Genomic DNA, 22,642 nt, shown 5'->3' with positions numbered 1-22,642 from the left:
ATTTAGTGAAAAAAGAGATAGTGGAGTGGCTTGTGGCGATTGTTATTGCGGTCGTACTAATTTTTGCCATACGTACTTTTTTATTCGTCTCATTTACAGTGGACGGTGAAAGTATGGATCCGACACTGGAAGACGGCGACCGTGTAATCGTCAATAAGTTTATAGATAACTTTAACGGATATGATATGGATGATTTGATTGTCTTTAATTCGGCAGCAGGTCCTGCGTATGTGAAGCGGGTGATCGGTGAAGCAGGGGATACCGTTGAAATGATTGACAAGCAGGTGTATGTCAATGGTGAAGCCGTGAACCAGGATTATGTTGCACATACAGGAGATTCATATCTGGATAACTTCATATTGAGTGACCTGCCGTCCGGCAGCGGAGATGACAGTGAAGTCGGTGTGGATGAAATTCCTGAGGGTAAACTCCTTGTGCTTGGAGATAACAGACCAGTGAGCCGGGACAGCAGAGATTTTGGACTGGTTGATGAAGAAGAAGTCATCGGCAAGGTTCAGCTGCGTTACTGGCCGTTTAATGAAATAGCAGTTAACTTTGACTGATAAGCATCCTTCCGGGGTGCTTTTTTAATATTAGGGGGACAATTCAATGATTAATATATGGACAGGCCAAAGCGGTACCGGGAAAACCGAACGGATGTTTAATGAAATCGACCGTTTGACTGATGAAAATCCGCTCGGTTCGAATATATATATATTGACGCCGACACAGAATACGCTCCAGTATGAAAAGATTATTACTGAAACATCTGACACCGGCAGAGTCGGGAGTCTCAGAACAGGGGTGTTCAGTTTTCAGCGTTTCATGTGGCATGTATTCAACGAAACCGGCACTTCAAATCGTGAAACATTAAGTGACAGCGGTCATGTCATGCTGATTCATAAGCTGCTTCACACGTTAAAAGATGAGTTACAGTACTATCGTGATTCAAGTGCCTACATTAAATTTTCAAAAAAAATACTTGATATGCTGAAGGAGTTCAGAGCATATCAGGTGACAGTGGACAGTCTGTTTAAAATTAAAGGCAGTACGTCCCGTGACAGAGATAAGTTTCATGATCTCGCACTCATTTATGAAGCATGGCAGAAGCTGCTTAATCAGGAGAACATTGAAGATGTTTCGTTGATGGATCATTTCATTAACATGCTCCATGAAAACGATGATATTCACGCATTAAAAGATGCGGTCATTTATGTGGATGGCTTTCATAACTTTACGGAAAGTGAATTTCAGCTTCTGTATGTTTTATCGGAACGGGTGAAGTCGCTGACAGTGCTTCTGACACATAAGGGTGAGAATAAAGCGCTGTTCAGAAAAACAGATGCAGTCATCGAGCGTTTTAAGATGATTTCAGGTGAGGACAGCGTGCAGATTGAAGTATTTGAAGATACTTACCGGCGTTCATCAAAAATCGGTATGGTCCAGCTTGAAGAATATTTTACAGAGGGTAAAGAAATCAACCGTTATGAAGGCGTACATATTACGGAGTCCCCGACAGCTCTCGAAGAAATTACGGAAGTAGCGCGGGAAATTGAGCGGCTGACGAAAGACGGGGCAAGGCTCAGTGATATCGGAATCATGTACAGGGATTCAAATTACCGTCCGGTCATTGACAGTGTGTTCAGACGTTATAGGATTTCCTATCATATGGATCAGAAAATCGCCATGCACACACATCCGTTTGTCCAGTTCGTCATCGCAGTTCTTGATTGTTATATGCAGAGATTTGATTTTAAGGCATTTATGAATGTACTGAAAACAGGCTATTTGACATCCGATAGTCAGAAAATACTGGTTGATCAGTTTGAGAATTTTGCACTGTCCCGCGGGCTGTCCGGCAGTCAGCTGTTTAATGACGATCATTTTAAAAAGCTGCTCGTTAAAAATACGGATGGCGAGATTGAAGTGCGGGACATCAGCAGTCAGACCGGAGAACTGATTCAATTTAAAAATGATATTCTCCACCGGCTGTCGGATTTGTATCAGTCTTTCGATGAAGTATCAGACGTAAAGTCCTACATCACACTCATTTACCGTTTCATCTCTGAAGCGGGTGTACAGGAGAAGGTGTATGAAGAGATTAAACACCTTGAAGCGCACCGTGACATCATCAAAAGAGACGAAACAGAGCAGGTATATCATTTATTTATCCGTCTCTTGGATGATGCCTACCTCGTATTTAAAGATGAGACAACGACATTTAAAACATTTTACGAAACGATGATTGACGGTTTGAAAAATGCAGAGTTTAATCTGCTGCCGTCAACGATTGACCAGGTTTTTATCGGGTCTCTGGATCTCGCGAAACTTGAAAATAAGAAGCATATATTTTTAATCGGTATGAACAGAAATATGATGCCGAGGGAAACAAGAAGCAGTGCGCTGATTGCGGACAGGGAGAAAAACCTGCTTCAGGAGTCTGATATTATCCTGTCACCGAGCGCAAAAGTACTTGCACAGGATGAGCGGTTTGTATTTTACATGGGAATTACGCGGGCGGTGACATCTTTATATATCAGTTACGCAAATACACTGACAAACGGTGAAGTGACTAAAATCAGCCCGTTCGTAATGGAGATTCTCCCCGGGGAGTCACATCCTGAACGGAATACGGTCTTTAAAAAGACAGCACACTTTGACCGCTTCGAACCAATGCGTCTTGTGTCTTCTGCCGGCAGTATGGAACATACAATACATTTGAAAATCAGAGAACTGCTGCATACCACACAGAGAAGTTTAAAAGAACTCAGTGAATATCCGGAGTTCAGAGTGTGGATCAGTATTTATCAGGTGCTTGACCGGACAAAGTATTTAAACATGATTGATCGTTTAAACCGACATTTAACATATGATAATAAAGCCCGCAGTATATCACAGGAGACAGCAGAATCTTTATACGGTACGCCGATTCATGCGAGTGTGTCCCGCTTTGAATCATTTTTCAGATGTCAGTTTCAGCATTTTGCAAATTACGGTCTCAAGTTAAACGTGAGGGTGCCCTATCAGGTGGCACCGCTTGAACTCGGGAATTTATATCACAATGTCCTTGAAGATGTGGTCATTACTCTCGGCAGAACACTGATTCATGAAGATGAAGTTATTAAGAATGCAGTGAGTGAATCTGTTGAGAAGGAAGCACAGATTATCCAGCACGGAATTTTTGACCATACCGGCTATTACCGTTCACTTAAGAACAGGGCAAAGGATGCCGTCAGCCGTGTCCTTTTATTCATGAAAGATATTGAAAAGAACGGCGACTATAAAATCAGTTATGTCGAGCTGAAGTTCGGCAGTGAGAAGGACCAGCTCGGAGAATTGAAATTGACGAGTGATGCCGGCAGAGAAATTCTGCTCCGGGGTAAGATTGACAGAATTGATGCCTATGAAGTGAATGGTGCGTCTTACCTGAACTTGATTGATTACAAATCCAGTGACCGGAAACTGTCAAAATCGGGTATTTTGAACGGACTTGAGCTTCAGATGATTACGTATATGCATGTACTGCTTGAAAACGGCGAAATGCTGTTTGACGGTGAAGTGAAGCCGAACAGTATGCTGTTTTTCCCGGTGAAAGATCCGGTGCTCTCTGTAGACAGTGAAGACAATCTTGATACAGCTGAAAAGGAGCGGTTAAAGGCAATGCGTCCGGACGGTGCCTTCATTAATGAAAATGAAGATTACGACGGACAGATTGATGAGACTTCTGTCGGACTGACCGGGATGCTCTCGGGATTCGATGACCTTAGGAGCTACAGCACGTATTATCCGGTGACTGTATCGAAAGCAGGTAAAATAAACTCACGGACAAAAGGCAGGTATTTTTCTCCTGCGCTGTTTAAAGCCTACAGTGAATATGTACTGAATCAGTATAAACAGGCGGCGGACGATATATACAGAGGGATGAATCAGGTCAATCCAAAGGCATCGAAAACCGGACAGCTGCCGTGCAGCTTCTGTGACTTTAAAGCGGCCTGCCAGATTGATATTCTGATGAACAGAGAAGACATTACAACAGATGATTTAACTGAGGATGACATTGCGAAATTCGAACAGGAGGTGCTGAGTCATGGTCCAGTGGACGCCTAAACAAAGAGAAGCTATTGATGCGAAGGGCTCGGATATACTTGTCGCGGCAGCAGCGGGAAGCGGTAAGACGACTGTCCTTGTTGAACGGATTATCCAGAAGATTGTGAACGGTGAATACCGGATCGACGAGGTACTCGTATCCACGTTTACGAATGCCAGTGCCCGTGATATGAAAGATAAAATTGAACGTGCTTTAAGGCAGAAATTTGATGAAACGAAAGAGCCGAGACTTTATGAGGAAATCATCAATTTAAAAGAGGCCCATATTTCAACGCTGCACAGCTTCTGTCTGTATTTGATTAAAATGCATTACAATGCCATCGGTGTTTCTCCCGACATGAGAACACTCAGTGATGTAGAAATGAAAATCCGCCTGGATTATACGATTAATAATACACTTGAGTCCTATTATAAATCAGACGATGAGACCTTCCATCAGCTGAGTAAGATGCTGTCCAGTGATAAAAGTAATGACGGTATGACAGCTGAAATCAGAAATTTATACTACACTGCGGTTGCGAGTCCGGATCCAAAACAGTTTTTGGAGCGGAATAAAGACCAGTATATTAATGATGAAAGACTCCTTGAAATACTGAACAACTATAATCATATGCTTTCAAATAAGCTCTCTGCACTGACTAAGGATCTCGGTACACTGAAGGCGATGTATCACACAGTGACGCATGAAGAGATTAAAGAAACTCAAGTCAGAGACGCCTTTGATGCGCTTCAGTCATTGGAACGTTCTGTAGAAAATGCAGTGATGAAAAACCGGCAGCAGGAAATGTTTCAGCTGACACCGTTTAATTTAAAAGACGGTCGTCACAATTTTTATAAAAAAGTTGCGGATGAAGAAGAAAAAGAAGCGTTGAAAAATGTCCATGCCCGGGTGAAGAAGCGTTATGAAGATATATACGGCATGAAACAGTATGACCTTGAAGCGGTGCGGCAGGAACTGTCCCCGATGAACGGTATGAATAATGTACTGGTCGACATCGCACAGGAAGTCCTCACTTCATTCAGGCGTCAGAAACTTGAACGCAATGAAATGGATTTTTCGGATTATGAACATTACGCGCTTGAAATTTTAAATGCGGATGACGGCGCACAGAAAAAAGAGTATCAGGAACAGTTTAAGGAAATCATGATTGACGAATATCAGGATATCAACCGGGTGCAGGAGGCAATTATTACATCTCTTAAGACCGGCGGTGAGTCTGACGGGAACTTGTTTATGGTGGGTGATGTGAAGCAGTCGATTTATAAATTCAGACAGGCGGACCCGTCGCTCTTTATTGAAAAATCGAAACGGTTCTCAGGAAGTAATTCCGGCAGGTTAATCAATTTGAATCATAACTTCCGTTCAAGAGGGGAAGTACTGTCCTTAACGAACAGGTTGTTTGAACGCATGATGGATGAGGAAGTAGGCGAGATTGTTTATGATGAAAACCATCAGCTCGTTCAGGGGAATTATTTAAATGAGGAACCGCTGCTTCAGGAAATTCATATTATTGAAGAGACAGATACACTGGGTGACAATGCTGAAATCCGTCATATTGTCCGTGAGATTAAGGATAAAGTCAGAAAAGGTGCCGATTACAACGACATTGTGATTCTCACGAGGAATTCGAGAGACAATGAGACATACAGAAAGCTGCTCAGTGAAGCGGATCTTCCTGTGTACGTAAATAACCGTTCCGGCTACCTTGACACTCTTGAAATAAGGACGATGCTGAGTATTTTATCTGTGATTGATAACCCGCTTCAGGATGACCATTTAACAGGCATGATGCGGCTGCCGATGTTTGATTTTACGGAAGATGATATCGCAAAAATCAGAAGCTCTGGAGACAGTGTATATTTGTATGAGGCGATGAAGGAGTATGAGGGTGACGATTCTGTCAAAGATGCCATCCGTACATTTGAAGAGGCACTCGCACTTCTTGTCAATAGAGCAAGATACTTAAGTGTACCGCAGCTGATTGATGATATTTTTTATGAATTTAATCTGCTCGAATACTTCTCAGGACTGCCGGGCGGTATTTCAAGACGTGCCAATTTAAATGGTCTCGTTGAAAAAGCGCTTGAATTTGAAGGTATGTCGCATATTTCACTGTATGAATTTATTTCCTTCATCCGTCAGATGATTGAGGACGGCCAGGATTTCGGTGAAGAGAATACAGTGACAGAAGAAGATGATACCCTCCGTGTGATGACCATTCATGCATCGAAAGGACTTGAGTTTAAGTATGTCATTTATGCCGGTTTGTACCGGAACTTAAATTTAAGTGATTTAAGAAGCAGAGTCATTGTGCACCCGGACTCAGGCATTGCCTTTAAGCGTTATCTGCCGGATGTTGAAGCGGTACTTCCGAGTATTCATGCGTCTGCAGTTTCAAATGAAATTAAAAAAGAAATGATTTCAGAGGAGATGCGGCTGATATATGTTGCGATGACACGTGCGGTTGATCAGTTGATTATGCCGTTTGTATTTAAGGGTGAATATAAGGAAAAATTCAAATATGAGGGCGGCATGATACTGACAGATGACCGGCTGAACATTACGAATGTCCAGGATTTAATTCTGCCGGTTTTGATGCATTTGAATCAGACAGAGAATAATGTGTTCACCGTTAAGGAAATCAGTGAGCTTGAAGAGCCTGAGTCAGTCTCATATCATCATCACACACTCCAGGACATACAGGAGGTTCAGGTTGACCGGAATGAATGGATTGAAGAGAGTTTAACATATCAGTATGCCCATAAAGAAGATACTGAAGTGGTCCATAAAGAGTCTGTGTCGGAAATCAAACGTAAAAATGAACCGGTGCCTGACGACAGTTACGTCATCAGGCATGACAGGGAACCGAATTTGAGAGAACCGAACTTTATGAATGAAACAGTGGATGCACCGGTGTTCGGTACTTTAATGCATGCGGTGATGGTACATGTCGTGAACCACTTTGAAATCCTCATGAAAATGGACGATGACGAACAGAAGAAATATTTAGAAATGCTCGTACGCGGCAAGATGAAGGACGAGGCATTTATTACAGAAACACATATTTTAAAAATGCTTGAAAACATTGACCGGTTTATCAGTCATCCGGAGATGCGTGAGCTGCTCGGCCGGGCTGAGAATGTACACACTGAAATTCCGTTTATCATGAATCAAAAAGCAATCGGCTATTCGGATTATGATGATCAGATCGTCCAGGGAATCATGGACTGTCTCATTGAAGTAGACGGAAACTACGTGATTATTGATTATAAGACGGATAAGGTGAAAGAAAGACAGCTGACACGTGACGATTTATTGAACCGTTATTACACCCAGATGGATATTTATAAGCGTTCTGCAGAGAAAGCTTTACAAAAAGATGTTAAAGTATACCTATATTTCTTTGATTATGGAGCGATTGAAGTTGAATAAAGATCAAATCAATATTTTTTTTACACTTGGTGCTGCACTGATATTTATCTTTTTGATGAATGCGTTATATTTTTTACTGCCGTATGAACATTTAAATCCTTATGAGTATTTTCAGGGCAGTGAGCTGAATCATTTTCAAATATTTAATCTGTTTTCAGGCGGTGTCGGAGTTCCGCTTGCCGCCATGATACTGGGCAGTCTCATCAGCAGTCTCGATGCATATGGTACAAAATCAGCAGTTTTAACAATGGCCAGCGTAATGATTATCGGCGTTGTCCAGTCAATACTTGTTTTCGGCTATGACACACTACCGGTCATTGCACTGGTGACCATCATCGGGTGTTTATTCCTGAAAGTGAACAGATGGGTGGTTCTCGCATCGTTTGCGGTTTTGATGCTCATTCATATTATGGTAAACGGCTTCTTCGAACTTCTGATTAACAGCAGTCTGGATGATCAGATATACACAAACATCCAGGAGGTCAATGAGTTTTCAAGCGTCTTTAGAAGCAGTGATTATCTGGCAATGGTCGGCATCAATCTTGAAGTGATGCGTGACAGTCTGTGGCCGGGAATTTATAATAATGTCATTTCAATTCTGCCGTATACACTGCTCGGTATTACGATGTACCGCTTCAGTGTGCTGAAGTATATACAAAAGAACATCGGTATGATGACGTTTCTTGCTCTCGTAGTACTTGGGGGCGGTATTACAATTAAACTGCTGCAGGTCGTATCTCTCGGTTCAAGCAGTATATTTACAGTCGGTGAAGTAATCGGCGGCGGACTGCTGGCAGCAGGGATATATCTTGTTTTATTGATGGCGGGATTGTTCCTGCCGGAGAAGCTCGTGAAAATTTTGTCGGATACAGGCCGGCATGCACTGACAGCCTATGTACTATTTAATATCGTAATGATGTTTTTATCTTACGGTATCGGATTCAGCTTATACGGTGAGCTGTCAATCGCAGCGGTGACAGGTGCTGCTTTTGTCATTTATCTGGCAGTAGTGGTCATCATGAATTTAATTCAGCGCTTTAATATTAAATCACTTGAAGATATTGTTGTAATAAACAGAATAAAATAAACATATCATTGGATGTTTGTTATAATGATTAAAAGAATATAATAAGGAGCGAAATCCATGAAATTTTTGACTTTTGAATATGAAGGTAAAACAGAATATGGTGTTAAGGTAAAGAGAGAAGAAAGTGCGTGGATTCTGCCGAAGTTATTTAAGAAATTTGGCGAAGATGCGGATTATCCTAAAACTTTACTTGAAGGAATACAGAAATACAATACTTTGGATTTTCAAGAGATCGTAAGAAAAATTGTGGAGAAAGCAGAGCAGGCAGGGGATGCAGGAAAATATAAAGCACCGTTTGCCGATATTAAATTTGAAGCTCCTGTGACACCGCCGAATAATGTGATTGCGCTCGGGCGTAACTATCAGAAGCATGCTGAGGAATTAAATAACAGCGTCGATAACTTATATGTATTTACAAAAGCAACAACAAGTCTTGTCGGTGATGAGGCAACAATCCCGAATCATCAGGACATTACGTCTTCACTTGATTATGAAGGTGAGCTCGGTGTTGTGATTGGTAAACGTGGTGAAAAAATCCCGAGCCACATGGCACTTGATCATATTTACGGCTATACAATCATCAATGATATTACAGCAAGAGATCTGCAGAAACAGCATGCACAGGCATTCTTATCTAAAAGCTTAAAAGGCAGCTGCCCGATGGGACCGTTTATCGTTACTAAGGATGAACTGCCGGCACCTGAAAAAACATCAATCGTTACTAAAGTGAACGATGAAATCCGTCAGGACGGGTCAACACAGGATATGGTGCTTAAAATTGATGAGCTGATTGCAGAGATTTCTAAATATGTGACACTCGTACCGGGTGATGTCATTGCGACAGGTACACCTGCCGGCGTCGGTGCAGGTATGCAGCCGCCGCAGTTTTTACAGCCGGGCGATGAAGTGAGAATTTCCATTAACGGAATTGGCACATTAACGACACATATTGAAGAATAAACGCATATCGTGGTATATGTGTATATGCTATAATTGTGGACGGAATTTATATAGAAAATGATTTTTAGAAAGGAAGACTCTAATGTTGCACTTACATTTGACTTCCATTGTGCTTGCGATTATTTTGTTTGTAGTCGTATACGTGCTTTACAAGAAAGACAGCAGTCCGGAAAATAAACTGCCTAAAATTCTTCATATGGTACTGCGCCTGTTCTATATACTCGTTATAGCGAGCGGGTTAATCGTTTATATTCAAAATATGGACGGTATTTCAAACGCAGGATCACATATGGAATATGGCTTGAAAGTATTATTCGGCCTGTTCTCAGTTGCTCTTATGGAAAGCACACTGGTCAGACTCAAAAAACAATCACCGGCAGCAAACAAAATTGCGATTGTTGCGGTGGTACTGATTATTATTACAGTCGGACTTGGTACTTATTTACCACTCGGCGTACTATAATCGAGAATTGTCAGCATAATAGCGGGGGCTTATTATCTAATAATAAAAACAAACCGGTTAATTCCGGTTTGTTTTTTTGTGGAGATTTACAGGGATGTCATTAGGTCAATGCCGGAGTCTGATCCATTCAATCATTTAAGGGTGTTAATCAGTGAGTGAAATGTCCTAATTAACCACAAATTTATGAACATTTTAAGATATCACTGCAAATTAGCTGTGAGCCTAGTATACTGATATTTATACGAATAAAAGGTAGGATAATAATATATGAAATTGATGAAAAAAATGTTGACTCTGTTTGCTGTCTTCGCAGTGCTCGGCACTATACATACTTCTTATGAGCCGGAAAATAATGCAAAAGCAGACAGTGTGACGAATCCAGGGGATGCAAAACGTATTTACAGTATTGTGGTGGACCGTTTCTTAAATGGAGATGAAGGAAATGATGACGGACGGGATTCGAATGATGATCCGGATTTTCCATTCGGCGGTGATTTCGAGGGGATAGAGTCCCAGCTTGAATATATTCAGACTATGGGATTTGACACGCTTCATTTATCACCGGTTTTTGAACATGAAACAGATGATTATTTAGGCTACGCTGTGACGGACTACAATCAGATTGAAGAAAGTTTCGGCGGTGGAGAGGCTTTTCAGAGCTTAATCGATCAGGCACACGACATGGATATAGAAGTCATTGTCGATGTCCCGATGACTGCGACTGATGCATTCGAACCTCTAGGCAGTGCGGACCTTTCAGTGAGTGACCTGTACCAGTCGTACCTCGACACCCGCGGCATTGATATGATTGACTTTAGTCAATCAAGCAATCAGGAACAATATAGAGAAATGCTTGAATCTTTTACAGATGAATATAATATAGACGGTCTTTCTTTTATGACTGCAGAGAATAATATTGATGCGTCAACATTTGTTCCTGACGGGGTGACGTCATACGGTATCACTACGGCAGAGGATATGTCTTTAGAGGGATTTGATTTTACAGCACATGAAGAGACGAGAGCAGCACTTGCCGAGTCATTTTCTTCCGTGAATAAAGAGATACCGGAACTTCCGGACGGGACAGAATTTTTACTGGCCGACCACTGGTTCAGTGAACGCTTTACCAGTCATGCTGTAAGTGAAAATATGTTTCCCGGGACACGTATCAAACAGCTGATGACATATTTATATGCATATCATGGACCGGTATCCATGCTTTACGGTACCGAGGTGGCATTAAATGGTGAGGATATTCCCGGCATACACATGCAGATGGATCTGTGGACAGACCAGGAAGTTGTGGAATTTATTGAACACATTAACAAAGTATTCTCCGAGCAGAAATCAGCCTTTACCGGAGATCTTGAAACAATTTTGAACGAAGACGGTCATTATGTGACGAGATATAATACCAATGATGTGGACTTTATTTTAAATGTAAATGACACTTCTGAAACAAAAAGCATTACGCTGACAGAAGATGAGGACGGGAAAGTCATGTCCGGTATGCTTGTCGGTGATATGATCCGTCCGCATAACGGTGATGAGTATATTCTGGTTCTTGACCGTGAAGAGACAGAGTTCTATGCGATTGTTGACGAGATGGGCTTAAATAACGGCTACATTATTGCGAGTGTTCTTATTTTCGGCGGCTTTGCTGTATTTATCTTCTTTGCAGCACGCAATAACAAGAAAAAACGAAAACAAGCATCATAAAAAAATCCCGCAGATGCGGGATTTTTTTAGTCTTCTTTATAATAGAACAGCGCAACAGTACCGTTACCAGTGTGGCTTGATATTGTCGGACCGATCATACTGATTTGAATATCTTCGATTTCTGTCTCTGCAAGAATTTTTTCTTTCACCTGCTCCGCAAGTTCACCGGCATTTGCATGGGTGATGCGGGCACGTCCTTTACCTTTGTCTTCATTCACATGATTGACCATGCTCGAAATTACTTTTTTAACACCGCGGTGTTTTTCCAGAGGGACGAGTCTGCCGTTTTCTACATGAAGCAGCGGCTTAATGTTGAGAAGTCCGCCTAAAAATGCCTGTCCTTTTGAAAGACGGCCGCCTTTAGCAAGGTAATCGAGGTCACTGACTGTAAATAAATGCACAATCCGCTCAATGTTTTTCTCAATATTTTTAATGACTTCATCCTTTGATTTACCGGCTTTAATATCATCATCAGCATCTTCTACAATCATACCGAGACCATAGCTTGCCGATTTTGTATCAATGACTGTGATACTCGCATCAGGGTGGGCTTCAAGAAGCTCATCCCGTGCAATCACAGAACTGTTGTATGTTCCGGAAAGTTCACTTGAAAAGGCGATATAAATAATATCTTCTCCTTTTTCAACATAAGGTTTGAATGCTTCAATAAAATTCTCAGGATTTGCCTGTGATGTGAGCGGTCGTTTGTTGTTTGATATTGCTTCAAGAACTTCTTCACTGGTGATTTCAACCTGGTCCAGGTAATCCGTGTCATCAATAGTGATTTTAAGCGGCAGTACATCAATATCCCGCTGGTTTAAGTCTTTAATACTGATATCAGAACAGCTGTCTGCAAATAATTTCATATTTAAAACTCCTCACTTATAGGTTTAATTTAAAATAATCGTTTAAAAATCTGCCGATTCCGTCTTCGTTATTTGAGATTGTGATATGGTCTGAGACATCTTTGATTTCATCTGTCGCATTGCCCATCGCAACACCGTGACGAACGTATTTGAGCATCTCTGTATCATTATCTTCATCACCAAAAGCAATCGTATTCTCTTTGTCCACGCCCAGATATTTTCTGACATGTTCGACACCGACCGCCTTGCTGATGCCTTTTTTAACAATCTCCAGTACCGGATACGGTGCACCCCAGCGTCTGTGTTCAATTGCTTCTGCGAACACGTTGTCGAGTTCGTCGCGGATAGCAGGCATTTCATCTTCTTCAGCCTGAATCAATATAGTCGTCGGCCCGTCTGTCATAGTCTGTGTTAATTCACCGACTTTTACTGTCGGTTCGCCCATACTGAATGCATCGAAAAGTACAGAATCATGATAATGAAGATAGACCGTATCTTTGATTTCAGCAATGACATTTTGAATTTTCAATTCCGGGACACGTCTTGCGATCTCTACAGCGACATTCAAATCAAGAGGTGTATGAAGCGTTTCAAAGTTAAAGTCCTGAGGGTGGTGAACGAAAGCACCGTTAAAATTCACAATCGGTGTATCCATACCAAGCTCCCGGTAATAAAGTTCGCTTGCACGGTAAGGTCTTCCGGTGGAAATAATCAGTTCATGACCCTGTTGTTTTAATTCAAGTAAAACTGTTTTTGTATATTGACTGATCACTTTTTCATCAGTGAGCAGTGTGCCGTCTAAATCCAGACAAATTAAATGTTTCTCCATTTGAGTAATTCTCCTTAAAGTTTGTTACGATTCAATTCTATCATTATTATTTATACTGTGTCAGAATTTTGGTATGATATTATTAGTATAACTCTGAAAGGAGTGGAAAAAATGGATAAAATGATGGAAGAAAGCATGATGGGTGCACTTGAAAACGTGATTGACCCCGAGCTCGGCATTGATATTGTCAACTTAGGTCTTGTATACGGTGTGCATCTTGATGAAGATGGAAATGCAGGTGTTGAAATGACACTGACTTCAATGGGCTGCCCGATGGGGCCGCAGATTGTAGACCAGGTCAAGCAGGCGCTTGCTGAACTGCCTGAAGTACAGGATACAGATGTAAATATCGTTTGGAATCCGCCTTGGCATAAAGATATGATGACACGTTACGCTAAAATTGCACTCGGTGTCAGCTAAAATAAAAATGCGGTACTCTGAAAAAGAGTGCCGCATTTTTTTAAAGTAATACCTGGTACAGTATGGAAAGTGTCCCAAGTGTGAAACAGTAGTAGCTGAATATCGCAAGGTTTCCATTTTCCATAACACCCTGCAGCCATTTTACACCAAAGTAAGTCGCGATAATCGTCACGATGAATGCTGTGATGTAAGGAACAATGAATGTGCTGAGGTCAGGATCTCTCAGTATGTCGGAAAATCCGAGTACAGCTGATCCGAGTGAGACCGGAATATATAAAAGAAATACGAAACGCAGCGCATTTTTCTGCTTTAGGCCGACACTGATTGAACCGACAAGCGTGGCACCGCTCCGGCTCACGCCTGGAATCAGGGCGATACACTGTGCAAGACCAACAATGAGTGAGTCTTTAATACTCAGTTCGCCGTCGCGCTTCTGTCCGCGTTTATTTTTGATAAACCATAGTGCAAGACCGGTGATGAGCAGCATGACACCGACAAAGCCGACAGAAATATTGTCACTGATAGCATCCTGCAGAAGAAAACCGAGAATACCGACCGGAATCGTCGCAATGATTAAGTACAGCGTGTATTTTGCATCAGCCACTGCTTCCTCGTCTCTTGATTTTTGAAATAAGAAACGCCATAAATTTTGAATGATTGAAATAATATCATGGCGGTATACAAATATAATCGCAATGAGTGAGGCGGTATTTAAGAAAATTTCAAAAGAGAGACCGTTTGCTTCAATACCGAACAACTCACGGACAATGACTAAGTGACCGCTCGATGATACTGGAATCGGTTCTGTAATCCCTTGCACAAGTCCTAAAAAGATATACTTTATAATTTCAATTAAGTCCATTTTAAACCTCCTAAAGTCTAAATTTAATATAAATTAAAATACATATAAAAGCTATTAATTACTTGCTTAATGTGTAAAAAGTAGTATAATTGAATTAAGGTCAAAGAAGGTCAAACTATACTTTGAACTTTATTAACGAGGTGAGACATATGGATATTAACAAAATGACCTACAGTGTGCAGTCAATTATCGAACGTGCACAGCAGTTATCAGTGGAATTGAAGCTTCAGTCCATTGAAATTGAAGCTGTTTCAAAAGCAATACTTGAGATCAATGACAGCATGAGCCGGGATATACTTGAACGTGCAGACATTGATGCAGATAAACTAATCAAAGCGTACGATGAAAAATTAAGTAAATACAATGTCGTATCGGGAGAAAATGTCCAGTATGGACAGTATATGTCGAGCGGCTTTTCTTCATTAATCAGTGAAGCAGAAAAAATCATGAACGAATTCGGAGATTCATTTATCTCCCAGGAGCATATGCTTCTTGCGGCAGTCGAAAAAGATGAAATAATGAAACGGACTGTCGGTAGAAAGCATGAAGTCATTAAAGAAATTATCAAAAGAGTCAGAGGAGGAAACCAGGTGACCACTCAAAACCCTGAGACACAATATGAAGTTTTGGAGAAATACGGCCGTGATTTAGTTGAAGAAGTCCGGCAGGGTAATGTTGATCCTGTTATCGGACGGGATGAAGAAATCAGAAGCTCAATCAGAATCTTGAGCCGTAAAAGAAAAAATAATCCGGTATTAATCGGTGAACCGGGTGTCGGTAAAACAGCTATTGTTGAAGGGCTGGCACAGCGTATTGTGAGACGTGATGTACCGGACAGCCTGCTTGATAAAACAATATTTGAACTGGATTTGTCTGCACTTGTGGCAGGTGCGAAATACCGCGGAGAATTTGAAGAACGACTGAAAGCGGTATTGAAGGAAGTTAAAGAGTCAGACGGGCGGATTATTTTATTTATAGATGAGATTCATATGCTTGTCGGTGCGGGTAAGACAGAAGGTGCCATGGATGCAGGGAACATGTTGAAACCGATGCTTGCGCGCGGAGAGCTGCACTGCATCGGGGCAACGACAATTAATGAGTACCGGGAATACATTGAAAAAGACTCCGCACTTGAGCGGCGTTTTCAAAAAGTCCAGGTACCTGAGCCGGATGTAGAAGATACGATCTCCATTTTACGCGGTTTGAAGGAGCGTTATGAAGTCCATCACGGTGTCAGAATCACAGACCGTGCTCTTGTTGCAGCGGCTGAGTTATCAGACCGTTATATTACCGACCGTTTTCTGCCGGATAAAGCGATTGACTTAATGGATCAGGCGAGTGCAACGATTCGTACGGAAATGGGATCGAATCCGACAGAACTGGACCAGATGAACCGTCGTGTAATGCAGCTTGAGATTGAAGAAGCTGCACTGAAAAATGAGGACGATTCTGTATCCCGAAAACGGCTCGAGGAATTACAGGCGGAACTTGCCGAAGCACGTGAAGGTCAGGGTGCTTTGTCACAGCGCGTAGAAAAAGAGAAAGAACAGATTGCACGTGTGAATGAAAAACGTGCAGAAGTGGATAAAGTGCGTCAGGAACTTGAAGACGCAGAAAATAATTATGAACTTGAGCGTGCAGCAGAACTCCGTCACGGCAGACTGCCGCAGCTTGAAAAAGAGCTTTCTGAGTTTGAAGCGGTGCTTGCAGAAGAAAGTGCCGGCGAGAACCGTATCATCAGAGAAGTAGTGACAGAAGAGGAGATTGGCTATATTGTCAGTCAGTGGACGGGAATTCCTGTATCAAAACTGGTTGAAACAGAAAAGGATAAACTTCTTAAACTGGCAGACATTCTGCATGAAAGAGTCGTCGGTCAGGACGAGGCTGTTGATTTGGTTTCTGATGCAGTCATTCGTGCAAGAGCGGGGATTAAAGATCCGGACCGTCCGATCGGCAGCTTTTTATTCCTTGGACCGACTGGTGTCGGTAAAACTGAACTTGCCAAAGCACTGGCATCGACGATGTTTGATTCAGAGAAGCACATGATCCGGATTGACATGAGTGAGTATATGGAAAAACATTCAGTCTCCCGTCTGATTGGTGCGCCTCCGGGATATGTCGGCCATGAAGAAGGCGGCCAGTTGACCGAGGCCATCCGCCGTCAGCCATATTCTGTAATATTACTGGATGAGGTGGAAAAAGCGCATGGTGATGTGTTTAATATCCTCCTGCAGCTCCTTGATGAAGGCCGTTTAACGGATTCAAAAGGACGCACGGTTGATTTCAGAAATACAATTATCATTATGACATCAAATATCGGTTCACATTATCTTCTTGATGAAACAGCAGAAGACGGTGTGTTGAAAGACGAAACACGCCAGCTTGTGATGAATGAAGTGCATCAATTCTTCAAACCGGAAATTATTAACCGTATGGATGACATTGTGTTGTTCAGCCAATTAACGAGAAGCAACATGACATTAATTGTTGATAAATTAATTGCTGAACTAAACAGACGATTAAGCAGTCAGCATATGAAAGTAGAAGTTTCCGACAGCGTGAAAAAATGGATTGCCGACGAGGCATATGAGCCGCAGTTCGGTGCAAGACCGTTAAAACGTTTCATCCAGCGTAATATCGAGACGCCGCTGGCGAGAAAAATGATTGAAAAAGATTTAACTGAAGGACTCGACATGCGTGTCGATTTTGTAGACGGCGAACTGAAGTTTGAAGTGGAGTAACAGAGTGAATATAAAAACAGCAGCGTCCAAGGACGCTGCTGTTTTTTTCTTAGATTAAGGTGTACGTTCATCCAGTGACTCAATAAATGATGATGAATGACGGGCAATTTCATCATATTCGAAGTTATGAATATAGTGGGGCGCATCGATTGGAATCAATTCACGATTTTCACTTCCGGCAGCAAAGGATTCCTGTATTTTAATCCAAAGGTCATTATCCATGCCTGTATTTTCACCATTTGATGAAAATAAAAGCATTGGAACATCTATTGATGTCTCCTGTATTTTTTGTGCATTTAATTTTGCATTTTTGATTTCATTAATCATGTTTTCAGTCAAGGTCCGACGGTAAAAGATAATGCGGTGTAGATCTTTGTCTTCGCTGCTCAGTGTTCCATATTTAACGGCATCAGTTTCTGATAAAGTGTCCGACCATCTCATCATCCCTGTATTTGCCGCAATAGATGTTAAGTAGACTATCGGCATCGGCGGTTCAAAATGTTCGTATCCTGCAGGAACAGACATATCAAGGCCGACAATTGCTTTCACTTCTTTTGGATACTGCTGCGCCCAGTACAAAGCTTCTATACCGGACATTGAGTGTGGAAATAGGATGTAGGGACTTTCAATACCGAGTGATTGAAGTGATTCTCTTGTCTCAGATAAAATGGTATCAATATCTCTGTCGGAATCAGTCACGTCACTAAAGCCGTAACCTGCCTTTTCAATCACAACAATACGGTAGTTCTCACTAAGTAATGAATATAAAGATTTAAAGTCCAAAACAGGTGATGGGGTTGCACCGCCGGACATAAATACCAGTGTTTCATCACCTTGAAATGTATCGAAAACATGGATATTATGTCCATTCACTTCTGTCAGCCGGCCGCTTGGCGTAAACTGTGCATCTTCATTTGAAAGTTGGGTTCTGTGGAAGATAAAACTGACTAAAAGAGTGACTGTTACGAGCAGAAGAATACCTGTTAAAATCATCAGTACCAACTTGACTGCTTTTTTCATATGAAGTCCTCCCCAAATAATATTCACATGATTGTGACGGTTTTGGAGACACTTATATTAAATAACAGTTCTATTTTTCTGCAGATATAATCAACATCATCGGCCGTCTGAGTTCATCTTTCATACCGTCGATATTCATCAAATGATCTGCCGGTTTCGGTTCAACCATGTCTTTGATGTGAAAACCGTTATTGAGCAGTGCCTTTACATATGTTTCAAGCGTACGATGATATTTGGTCACATTCACTCCGAGAAACTCCGCAGTTCTTTCACCTTCATAAAAATAATGATCGACTGGAAAGTGTGAAATTTCCCCGTTATCATTATATACCCAGTTTTGACTGCCTTCAGCTGTAAATACAGGATGTTCAACTGTAAAGATGAAGCTTCCGCCGCTCGTCATTTTACTGTAAATTGTTTTAAACAAAGCATCAATATCTTCAATGTAGTGAAATACGAGAGAGCTGAGGACGATATCAAAGTGAATATCTGTCTCATCAAGTATAGAAGTACCACCTGTCTGATACTCTATATTCGGATGCGGATTTTTCTTTTTCGCAGTTTCAATCATTTTCCGGGACTGGTCTACGGCAAAAACATGTGCTGCACCATGTTCTGCGGCATATAAAGCATGCCAGCCGTACCCTGCGCCGAAGTCGAGAACGGTCTTGTCTTTGAATGAAGGCAGCAGTGCTTTTAAAGCATGCCATTCTCCGGCACCATCGAGGCCGTCTGTACTCCTTTGCATTTCAGAGTATTTGTCAAAAAAAGATGGATCATCATATATATTTGTCATTTCAGAACCTCCAAAAATAAATTGTGGTACTGTCATTTTATCACAGTATTTTTACCGGAACGTAAAAGACAGCGTAACACATGTTACACTGCCTTTAGTTATACATTTTAGTTAATTACGTCCACAGCATTATGAATGGCATGGTCGAGTTCTGATTTATAATGTACAGTCAGTTCATCTTCCCAGCCGAGTAAATCTTTCATATAGGATATGACACCGTCTTTAGTTTCCCGTACTTCGTCAATATCGAAGTATAGTGCACCTGTACGTCTGATGAAATAATCTACAGGTTTTGCAGTCATTTCATTTTGAATACTGTACAATACTTTTGCTTTTTGGAGCGGAGTGAGTCCGAAATTTTCATTATCTTTAACCGCTGGAATCAACTTGAAAATTTCTTCAGTATTACTGCCGTATTTAAGTGCAGTGTTCCGGCCGTCATCTTCTGTCAGACCGTATGATGATGCGAGAGCTGCCATTTTGGAGATGTAGGACTTATATCCTTTACTGCCGCCGACATCACCGCCGCTGATAACCTGATGCTTCGTATCACAGGATTTAAACTTCAAACTGTAATCTTTTTCGAGATGTTTTGAAACTAAATTGACAATTTCCTCTGCCATGTGACGGTAGCCGGTTAATTTTCCGCCGGCAATTGTAATCAGATTGCTGTCTGCAACCCAGATTTCATCTTTACGGCTGAGTTCGGAAGGACCTTTTCCTTTTGCCTGAATCAGCGGACGGATACCTGCCCAGCTGGATTCGATATGATTTTCATTTAAGCCGAGTCCAGGGAACATATAGTTGATATTATCAAGAAGATACATTTTATCTTCAACGGTTGCAACCGGTTCTGTTTTATCTTCACTATAGAAGGTGTCAGTAGTACCTACATAGGTCTTACCGTCACGCGGGATGGCAAACATCATGCGTCCGTCACTTTTTGTATCGAAATAAACAGCCTGTCCGAGCGGGAAGTCATCATGATTGAATACGACGTGGACACCTTTTGAAAGGACAAGTGTCTTATCAATTTTTTTGCTGGCATCATCGTTTTCACGTACTTCATCGACCCATGGGCCTGTCGCATTCACGACACGGCGGCCTTTAATCCGGTAGGATTCATTCGACAGCATGTCGCGTGCTTCAATACCAACTACTTTTCCTTTTTCATAGATGAACTTTTCAGCTTTAACATGATTAATCGGTTCAGCACCGAATTCTGAAGCCTGCTTCAATACTTCAATGGTCATGCGCGCATCATCGGTTTTATATTCTACATAATAACCGCCGCCGCGGAGTTTGGATTGTTTAACAAGCGGCTCCATCTTTTTAACATCTTTCACAGAAAGCATTTTGCGGCGTTCACTTTTTTTCACCTGCGCAAGTGTATCGTAAACTTTCAGACCGACACTTGTCATCGTTTTTCCGAAAGTGCCTCCTTTATGGAAAGGCAGCAGCATCCATTCAGGTGTGGTGACATGCGGACCGTTCTCATAAACTACAGCACGTTCCCGGCCGGTCTCACGAACGACACCGATTTGGAACTGTTTTAAATATCTGAGCCCGCCGTGAACCAGTTTTGTACTTCTGCTGGATGTACCTTCGGCGAAATCCTGCATCTCTACAAGAGAAACTTTCATCCCGCGTTTTGCAGCATCCAGTGCAATACCGGCACCTGTAATTCCGCCGCCGATGACGACGAGATCATAATAGGATTCTTCCATTTGCTCGAGTTGGTTTGTTCTGGTTAAAGTATTCAGCATGATGCTCCTCCTATAGTTATTTTTTAATCATAACTTTAAATTAATCGTTTTGTTTTTTATTTTTCGGTTTGAATGCTTGTGTTGCGTGCACCGCAGCCTGCCAGCCTTCATATAATTCTGAAACATCTTCCTGTGATTTTTCCGGTTTAAATAAAGTATCTGCTGTGCTGACTTCTTTCAGCTCATCCACTGATTCCCAGAAGCCGACTGCAAGACCTGCAAGATATGCAGAACCGAGCGCAGTTGTTTCAAGTACTTCCGGCCGCTCTACTTCATTTTGAAGAAGGTCCGACTGGAACTGCATTAAGAAATTATTAGCAGCAGCACCGCCGTCTACACGAAGTGTCTCAAGCGTAATGCCGGAGTCTTTTTCCATTGCATCAATGACATCTTTTGTCTGATAGGCGAGAGATTCTAAAGTGGCACGGATAAAGTGTTCTTTTTCAGTTCCGCGGCTGAGTCCGAATACAGCCCCGCGTGCCGAGCTGTCCCAGTACGGTGCGCCGAGTCCTGTAAATGCAGGAACAACATATACGCCGCCCGTATCATCCACTTTTTCAGCATACTCTTCTGTTTCTTTTGAATCCTGGAACATGCGGAGACCGTCGCGGAGCCATTGAATCGCAGAACCGGCAACAAATATTGAACCTTCAAGTGCGTACTTCACTTCACCGTCAAGGCCGTAGGCAATGGTTGTTAACAGACCATTTTCACTCTTTTTCGCTTCAGTACCTGTGTTCATCAGTAAAAAGCAGCCTGTACCATATGTGTTTTTAGTATCTCCGTCTTCGAAGCATGTCTGACCGAATAATGCTGCCTGCTGATCACCGGCAACACCCGCAATCGGAACATTATATCCGAAGAAATGTGCACTTGTTGTCTCACCGTATACTTCACTGGAAGATTTAACTTCAGGGAGCATTGATTTAGGGACAGTTAAATATTCAAGCAGTGCATCGTCCCATTTAAGATCATAAATGTTATACATTAATGTACGGCTCGCATTTGTATAGTCTGTAACATGTGCAGCACCTTCAGTGAATCTCCAGATCAGCCATGTATCAATAGTACCGAACAATAGGTCGCCGTTTTCAGCTTTCTCTCTGGCACCATCCACATTATCGAGAATCCATTTTACTTTTGTACCTGAGAAATACGGGTCTAAAAGAAGTCCTGTTTTTTGATTGAACTCCTCTTCTAAATCCTGTTCTTTTAATTCTTTACAGATATCCTCAGTCTGACGCGACTGCCAGACAATCGCATTATATACAGGGCGTCCGGTATTTTTATCCCACACGACAGCAGTTTCACGCTGGTTGGTAATCCCGATGGCCTCCACCTGCGATGCTTTAATGTCATTATCTACAAGAACACCTGCAACAACAGCAAGAACAGAACTCCAAATTTCGTTGGCATTATGCTCCACCCAGCCGGATTCAGGAAAATACTGCTTGAATTCAGCGTGATTTGTTCCTACAATATTACTGTTTTTATCAAATAAAATCGCTCTTGAACTGGTTGTCCCCTGATCAATTGCTAAAATGTACTTTTCCATAATTAAAATCCCCTTTAC

General features: G+C 41.8%; 16 protein-coding genes. 9 read left to right on the top strand and 7 right to left on the bottom strand.

What is annotated here, in order from left to right; genetic code table 11:
- The first annotated feature begins 5 nt into the window (after positions 1-5).
- The 7 genes from lepB to ACFSX4_RS06445 all read left to right on the top strand — a co-directional run bounded on the left by lepB (position 6) and on the right by ACFSX4_RS06445 (position 11,769).
- Positions 6-563, top strand: coding sequence for a signal peptidase I (lepB, locus tag ACFSX4_RS06475; RefSeq protein ID WP_377772728.1), 558 nt, complete (start codon positions 6-8; stop codon positions 561-563).
- 46 nt (positions 564-609) lie between these two features.
- Positions 610-4,107: a PD-(D/E)XK nuclease family protein gene (locus ACFSX4_RS06470; RefSeq protein ID WP_377772726.1), complete on the top strand. Its 3,498-nt coding sequence runs from the start codon at positions 610-612 to the stop codon at positions 4,105-4,107.
- Positions 4,088-7,540, top strand: a complete 3,453-nt coding sequence (gene addA / locus ACFSX4_RS06465; RefSeq protein ID WP_377772724.1) for a helicase-exonuclease AddAB subunit AddA — start codon at positions 4,088-4,090, stop codon at positions 7,538-7,540. The genes ACFSX4_RS06470 and addA overlap by 20 nt, the downstream gene beginning before the upstream one ends.
- On the top strand, positions 7,533-8,627 hold the full coding sequence (locus tag ACFSX4_RS06460) for a DUF418 domain-containing protein (protein ID WP_377772722.1): 1,095 nt from the start codon (positions 7,533-7,535) through the stop codon (positions 8,625-8,627). The genes addA and ACFSX4_RS06460 overlap by 8 nt, the downstream gene beginning before the upstream one ends.
- 57 nt (positions 8,628-8,684) lie before the next feature.
- A complete protein-coding gene (locus ACFSX4_RS06455; protein ID WP_377772720.1) occupies positions 8,685-9,587 on the top strand; it encodes a fumarylacetoacetate hydrolase family protein in 903 nt (300 codons plus the stop codon).
- A gap of 82 nt (positions 9,588-9,669) precedes the next feature.
- Entirely contained in the window at positions 9,670-10,050 is a 381-nt protein-coding gene (locus ACFSX4_RS06450) for a YisL family protein (protein ID WP_377772718.1), read from the top strand.
- 267 nt (positions 10,051-10,317) lie between these two features.
- The gene (locus ACFSX4_RS06445; RefSeq protein ID WP_377772716.1) at positions 10,318-11,769 is read left to right on the top strand and encodes an alpha-amylase family glycosyl hydrolase; all 1,452 of its coding nucleotides are present in this window, start codon (positions 10,318-10,320) and stop codon (positions 11,767-11,769) included.
- A 26-nt stretch (positions 11,770-11,795) separates the two neighbouring features.
- Here ACFSX4_RS06445 and ACFSX4_RS06440 read toward each other — a convergent pair whose 3' ends face one another.
- Both ACFSX4_RS06440 and ACFSX4_RS06435 read right to left on the bottom strand, forming a co-directional pair.
- Positions 11,796-12,635, bottom strand: coding sequence for a DegV family protein (locus ACFSX4_RS06440; RefSeq protein WP_377772714.1), 840 nt, complete (start codon positions 12,633-12,635; stop codon positions 11,796-11,798).
- A 16-nt stretch (positions 12,636-12,651) separates the two neighbouring features.
- Positions 12,652-13,464, bottom strand: coding sequence for a Cof-type HAD-IIB family hydrolase (locus tag ACFSX4_RS06435; RefSeq protein ID WP_377772712.1), 813 nt, complete (start codon positions 13,462-13,464; stop codon positions 12,652-12,654).
- Between the two features lie 111 nt (positions 13,465-13,575).
- Between ACFSX4_RS06435 and ACFSX4_RS06430 the strand changes: the two genes are divergently transcribed.
- The gene (locus ACFSX4_RS06430) at positions 13,576-13,884 is read left to right on the top strand and encodes a metal-sulfur cluster assembly factor (protein ID WP_377772710.1); all 309 of its coding nucleotides are present in this window, start codon (positions 13,576-13,578) and stop codon (positions 13,882-13,884) included.
- A 40-nt stretch (positions 13,885-13,924) separates the two neighbouring features.
- On the opposite strand, the gene ACFSX4_RS06425 is transcribed toward ACFSX4_RS06430, so the two are convergent.
- A complete protein-coding gene (locus tag ACFSX4_RS06425; protein WP_377772708.1) occupies positions 13,925-14,746 on the bottom strand; it encodes an undecaprenyl-diphosphate phosphatase in 822 nt (273 codons plus the stop codon).
- Between the two features lie 149 nt (positions 14,747-14,895).
- Between ACFSX4_RS06425 and clpB the strand changes: the two genes are divergently transcribed.
- A complete protein-coding gene (gene clpB, locus ACFSX4_RS06420; RefSeq protein ID WP_377772706.1) occupies positions 14,896-17,487 on the top strand; it encodes an ATP-dependent chaperone ClpB in 2,592 nt (863 codons plus the stop codon).
- A gap of 54 nt (positions 17,488-17,541) precedes the next feature.
- On the opposite strand, the gene ACFSX4_RS06415 is transcribed toward clpB, so the two are convergent.
- From ACFSX4_RS06415 to glpK, 4 genes are all read right to left on the bottom strand, one after another.
- Positions 17,542-18,507, bottom strand: coding sequence for an alpha/beta hydrolase (locus ACFSX4_RS06415; RefSeq protein WP_377772704.1), 966 nt, complete (start codon positions 18,505-18,507; stop codon positions 17,542-17,544).
- Positions 18,508-18,577: 70 nt separating this feature from the next.
- Positions 18,578-19,303 (bottom strand): class I SAM-dependent methyltransferase, encoded by a 726-nt coding sequence (locus ACFSX4_RS06410; protein ID WP_377772702.1) that lies wholly within the window; start codon positions 19,301-19,303, stop codon positions 18,578-18,580.
- A 107-nt stretch (positions 19,304-19,410) separates the two neighbouring features.
- Positions 19,411-21,072 (bottom strand): glycerol-3-phosphate dehydrogenase/oxidase, encoded by a 1,662-nt coding sequence (locus ACFSX4_RS06405; protein ID WP_377773465.1) that lies wholly within the window; start codon positions 21,070-21,072, stop codon positions 19,411-19,413.
- Between the two features lie 37 nt (positions 21,073-21,109).
- Complete coding sequence (glpK, locus tag ACFSX4_RS06400) at positions 21,110-22,624, bottom strand: glycerol kinase GlpK (RefSeq protein WP_377772700.1); 1,515 nt, start codon at positions 22,622-22,624, stop codon at positions 21,110-21,112.
- Positions 22,625-22,642: the final 18 nt, after the last annotated feature.

Origin of the sequence: Corticicoccus populi (assembly GCF_042686195.1) — a bacterium.
In the GTDB taxonomy this organism is placed as follows: Bacteria; Bacillota; Bacilli; order Staphylococcales; family Salinicoccaceae; genus Corticicoccus; species Corticicoccus populi.
The sequence above is the reverse complement of the archived record's forward strand: the minus strand, read 5'-3'. Positions and strand labels throughout refer to the sequence as shown.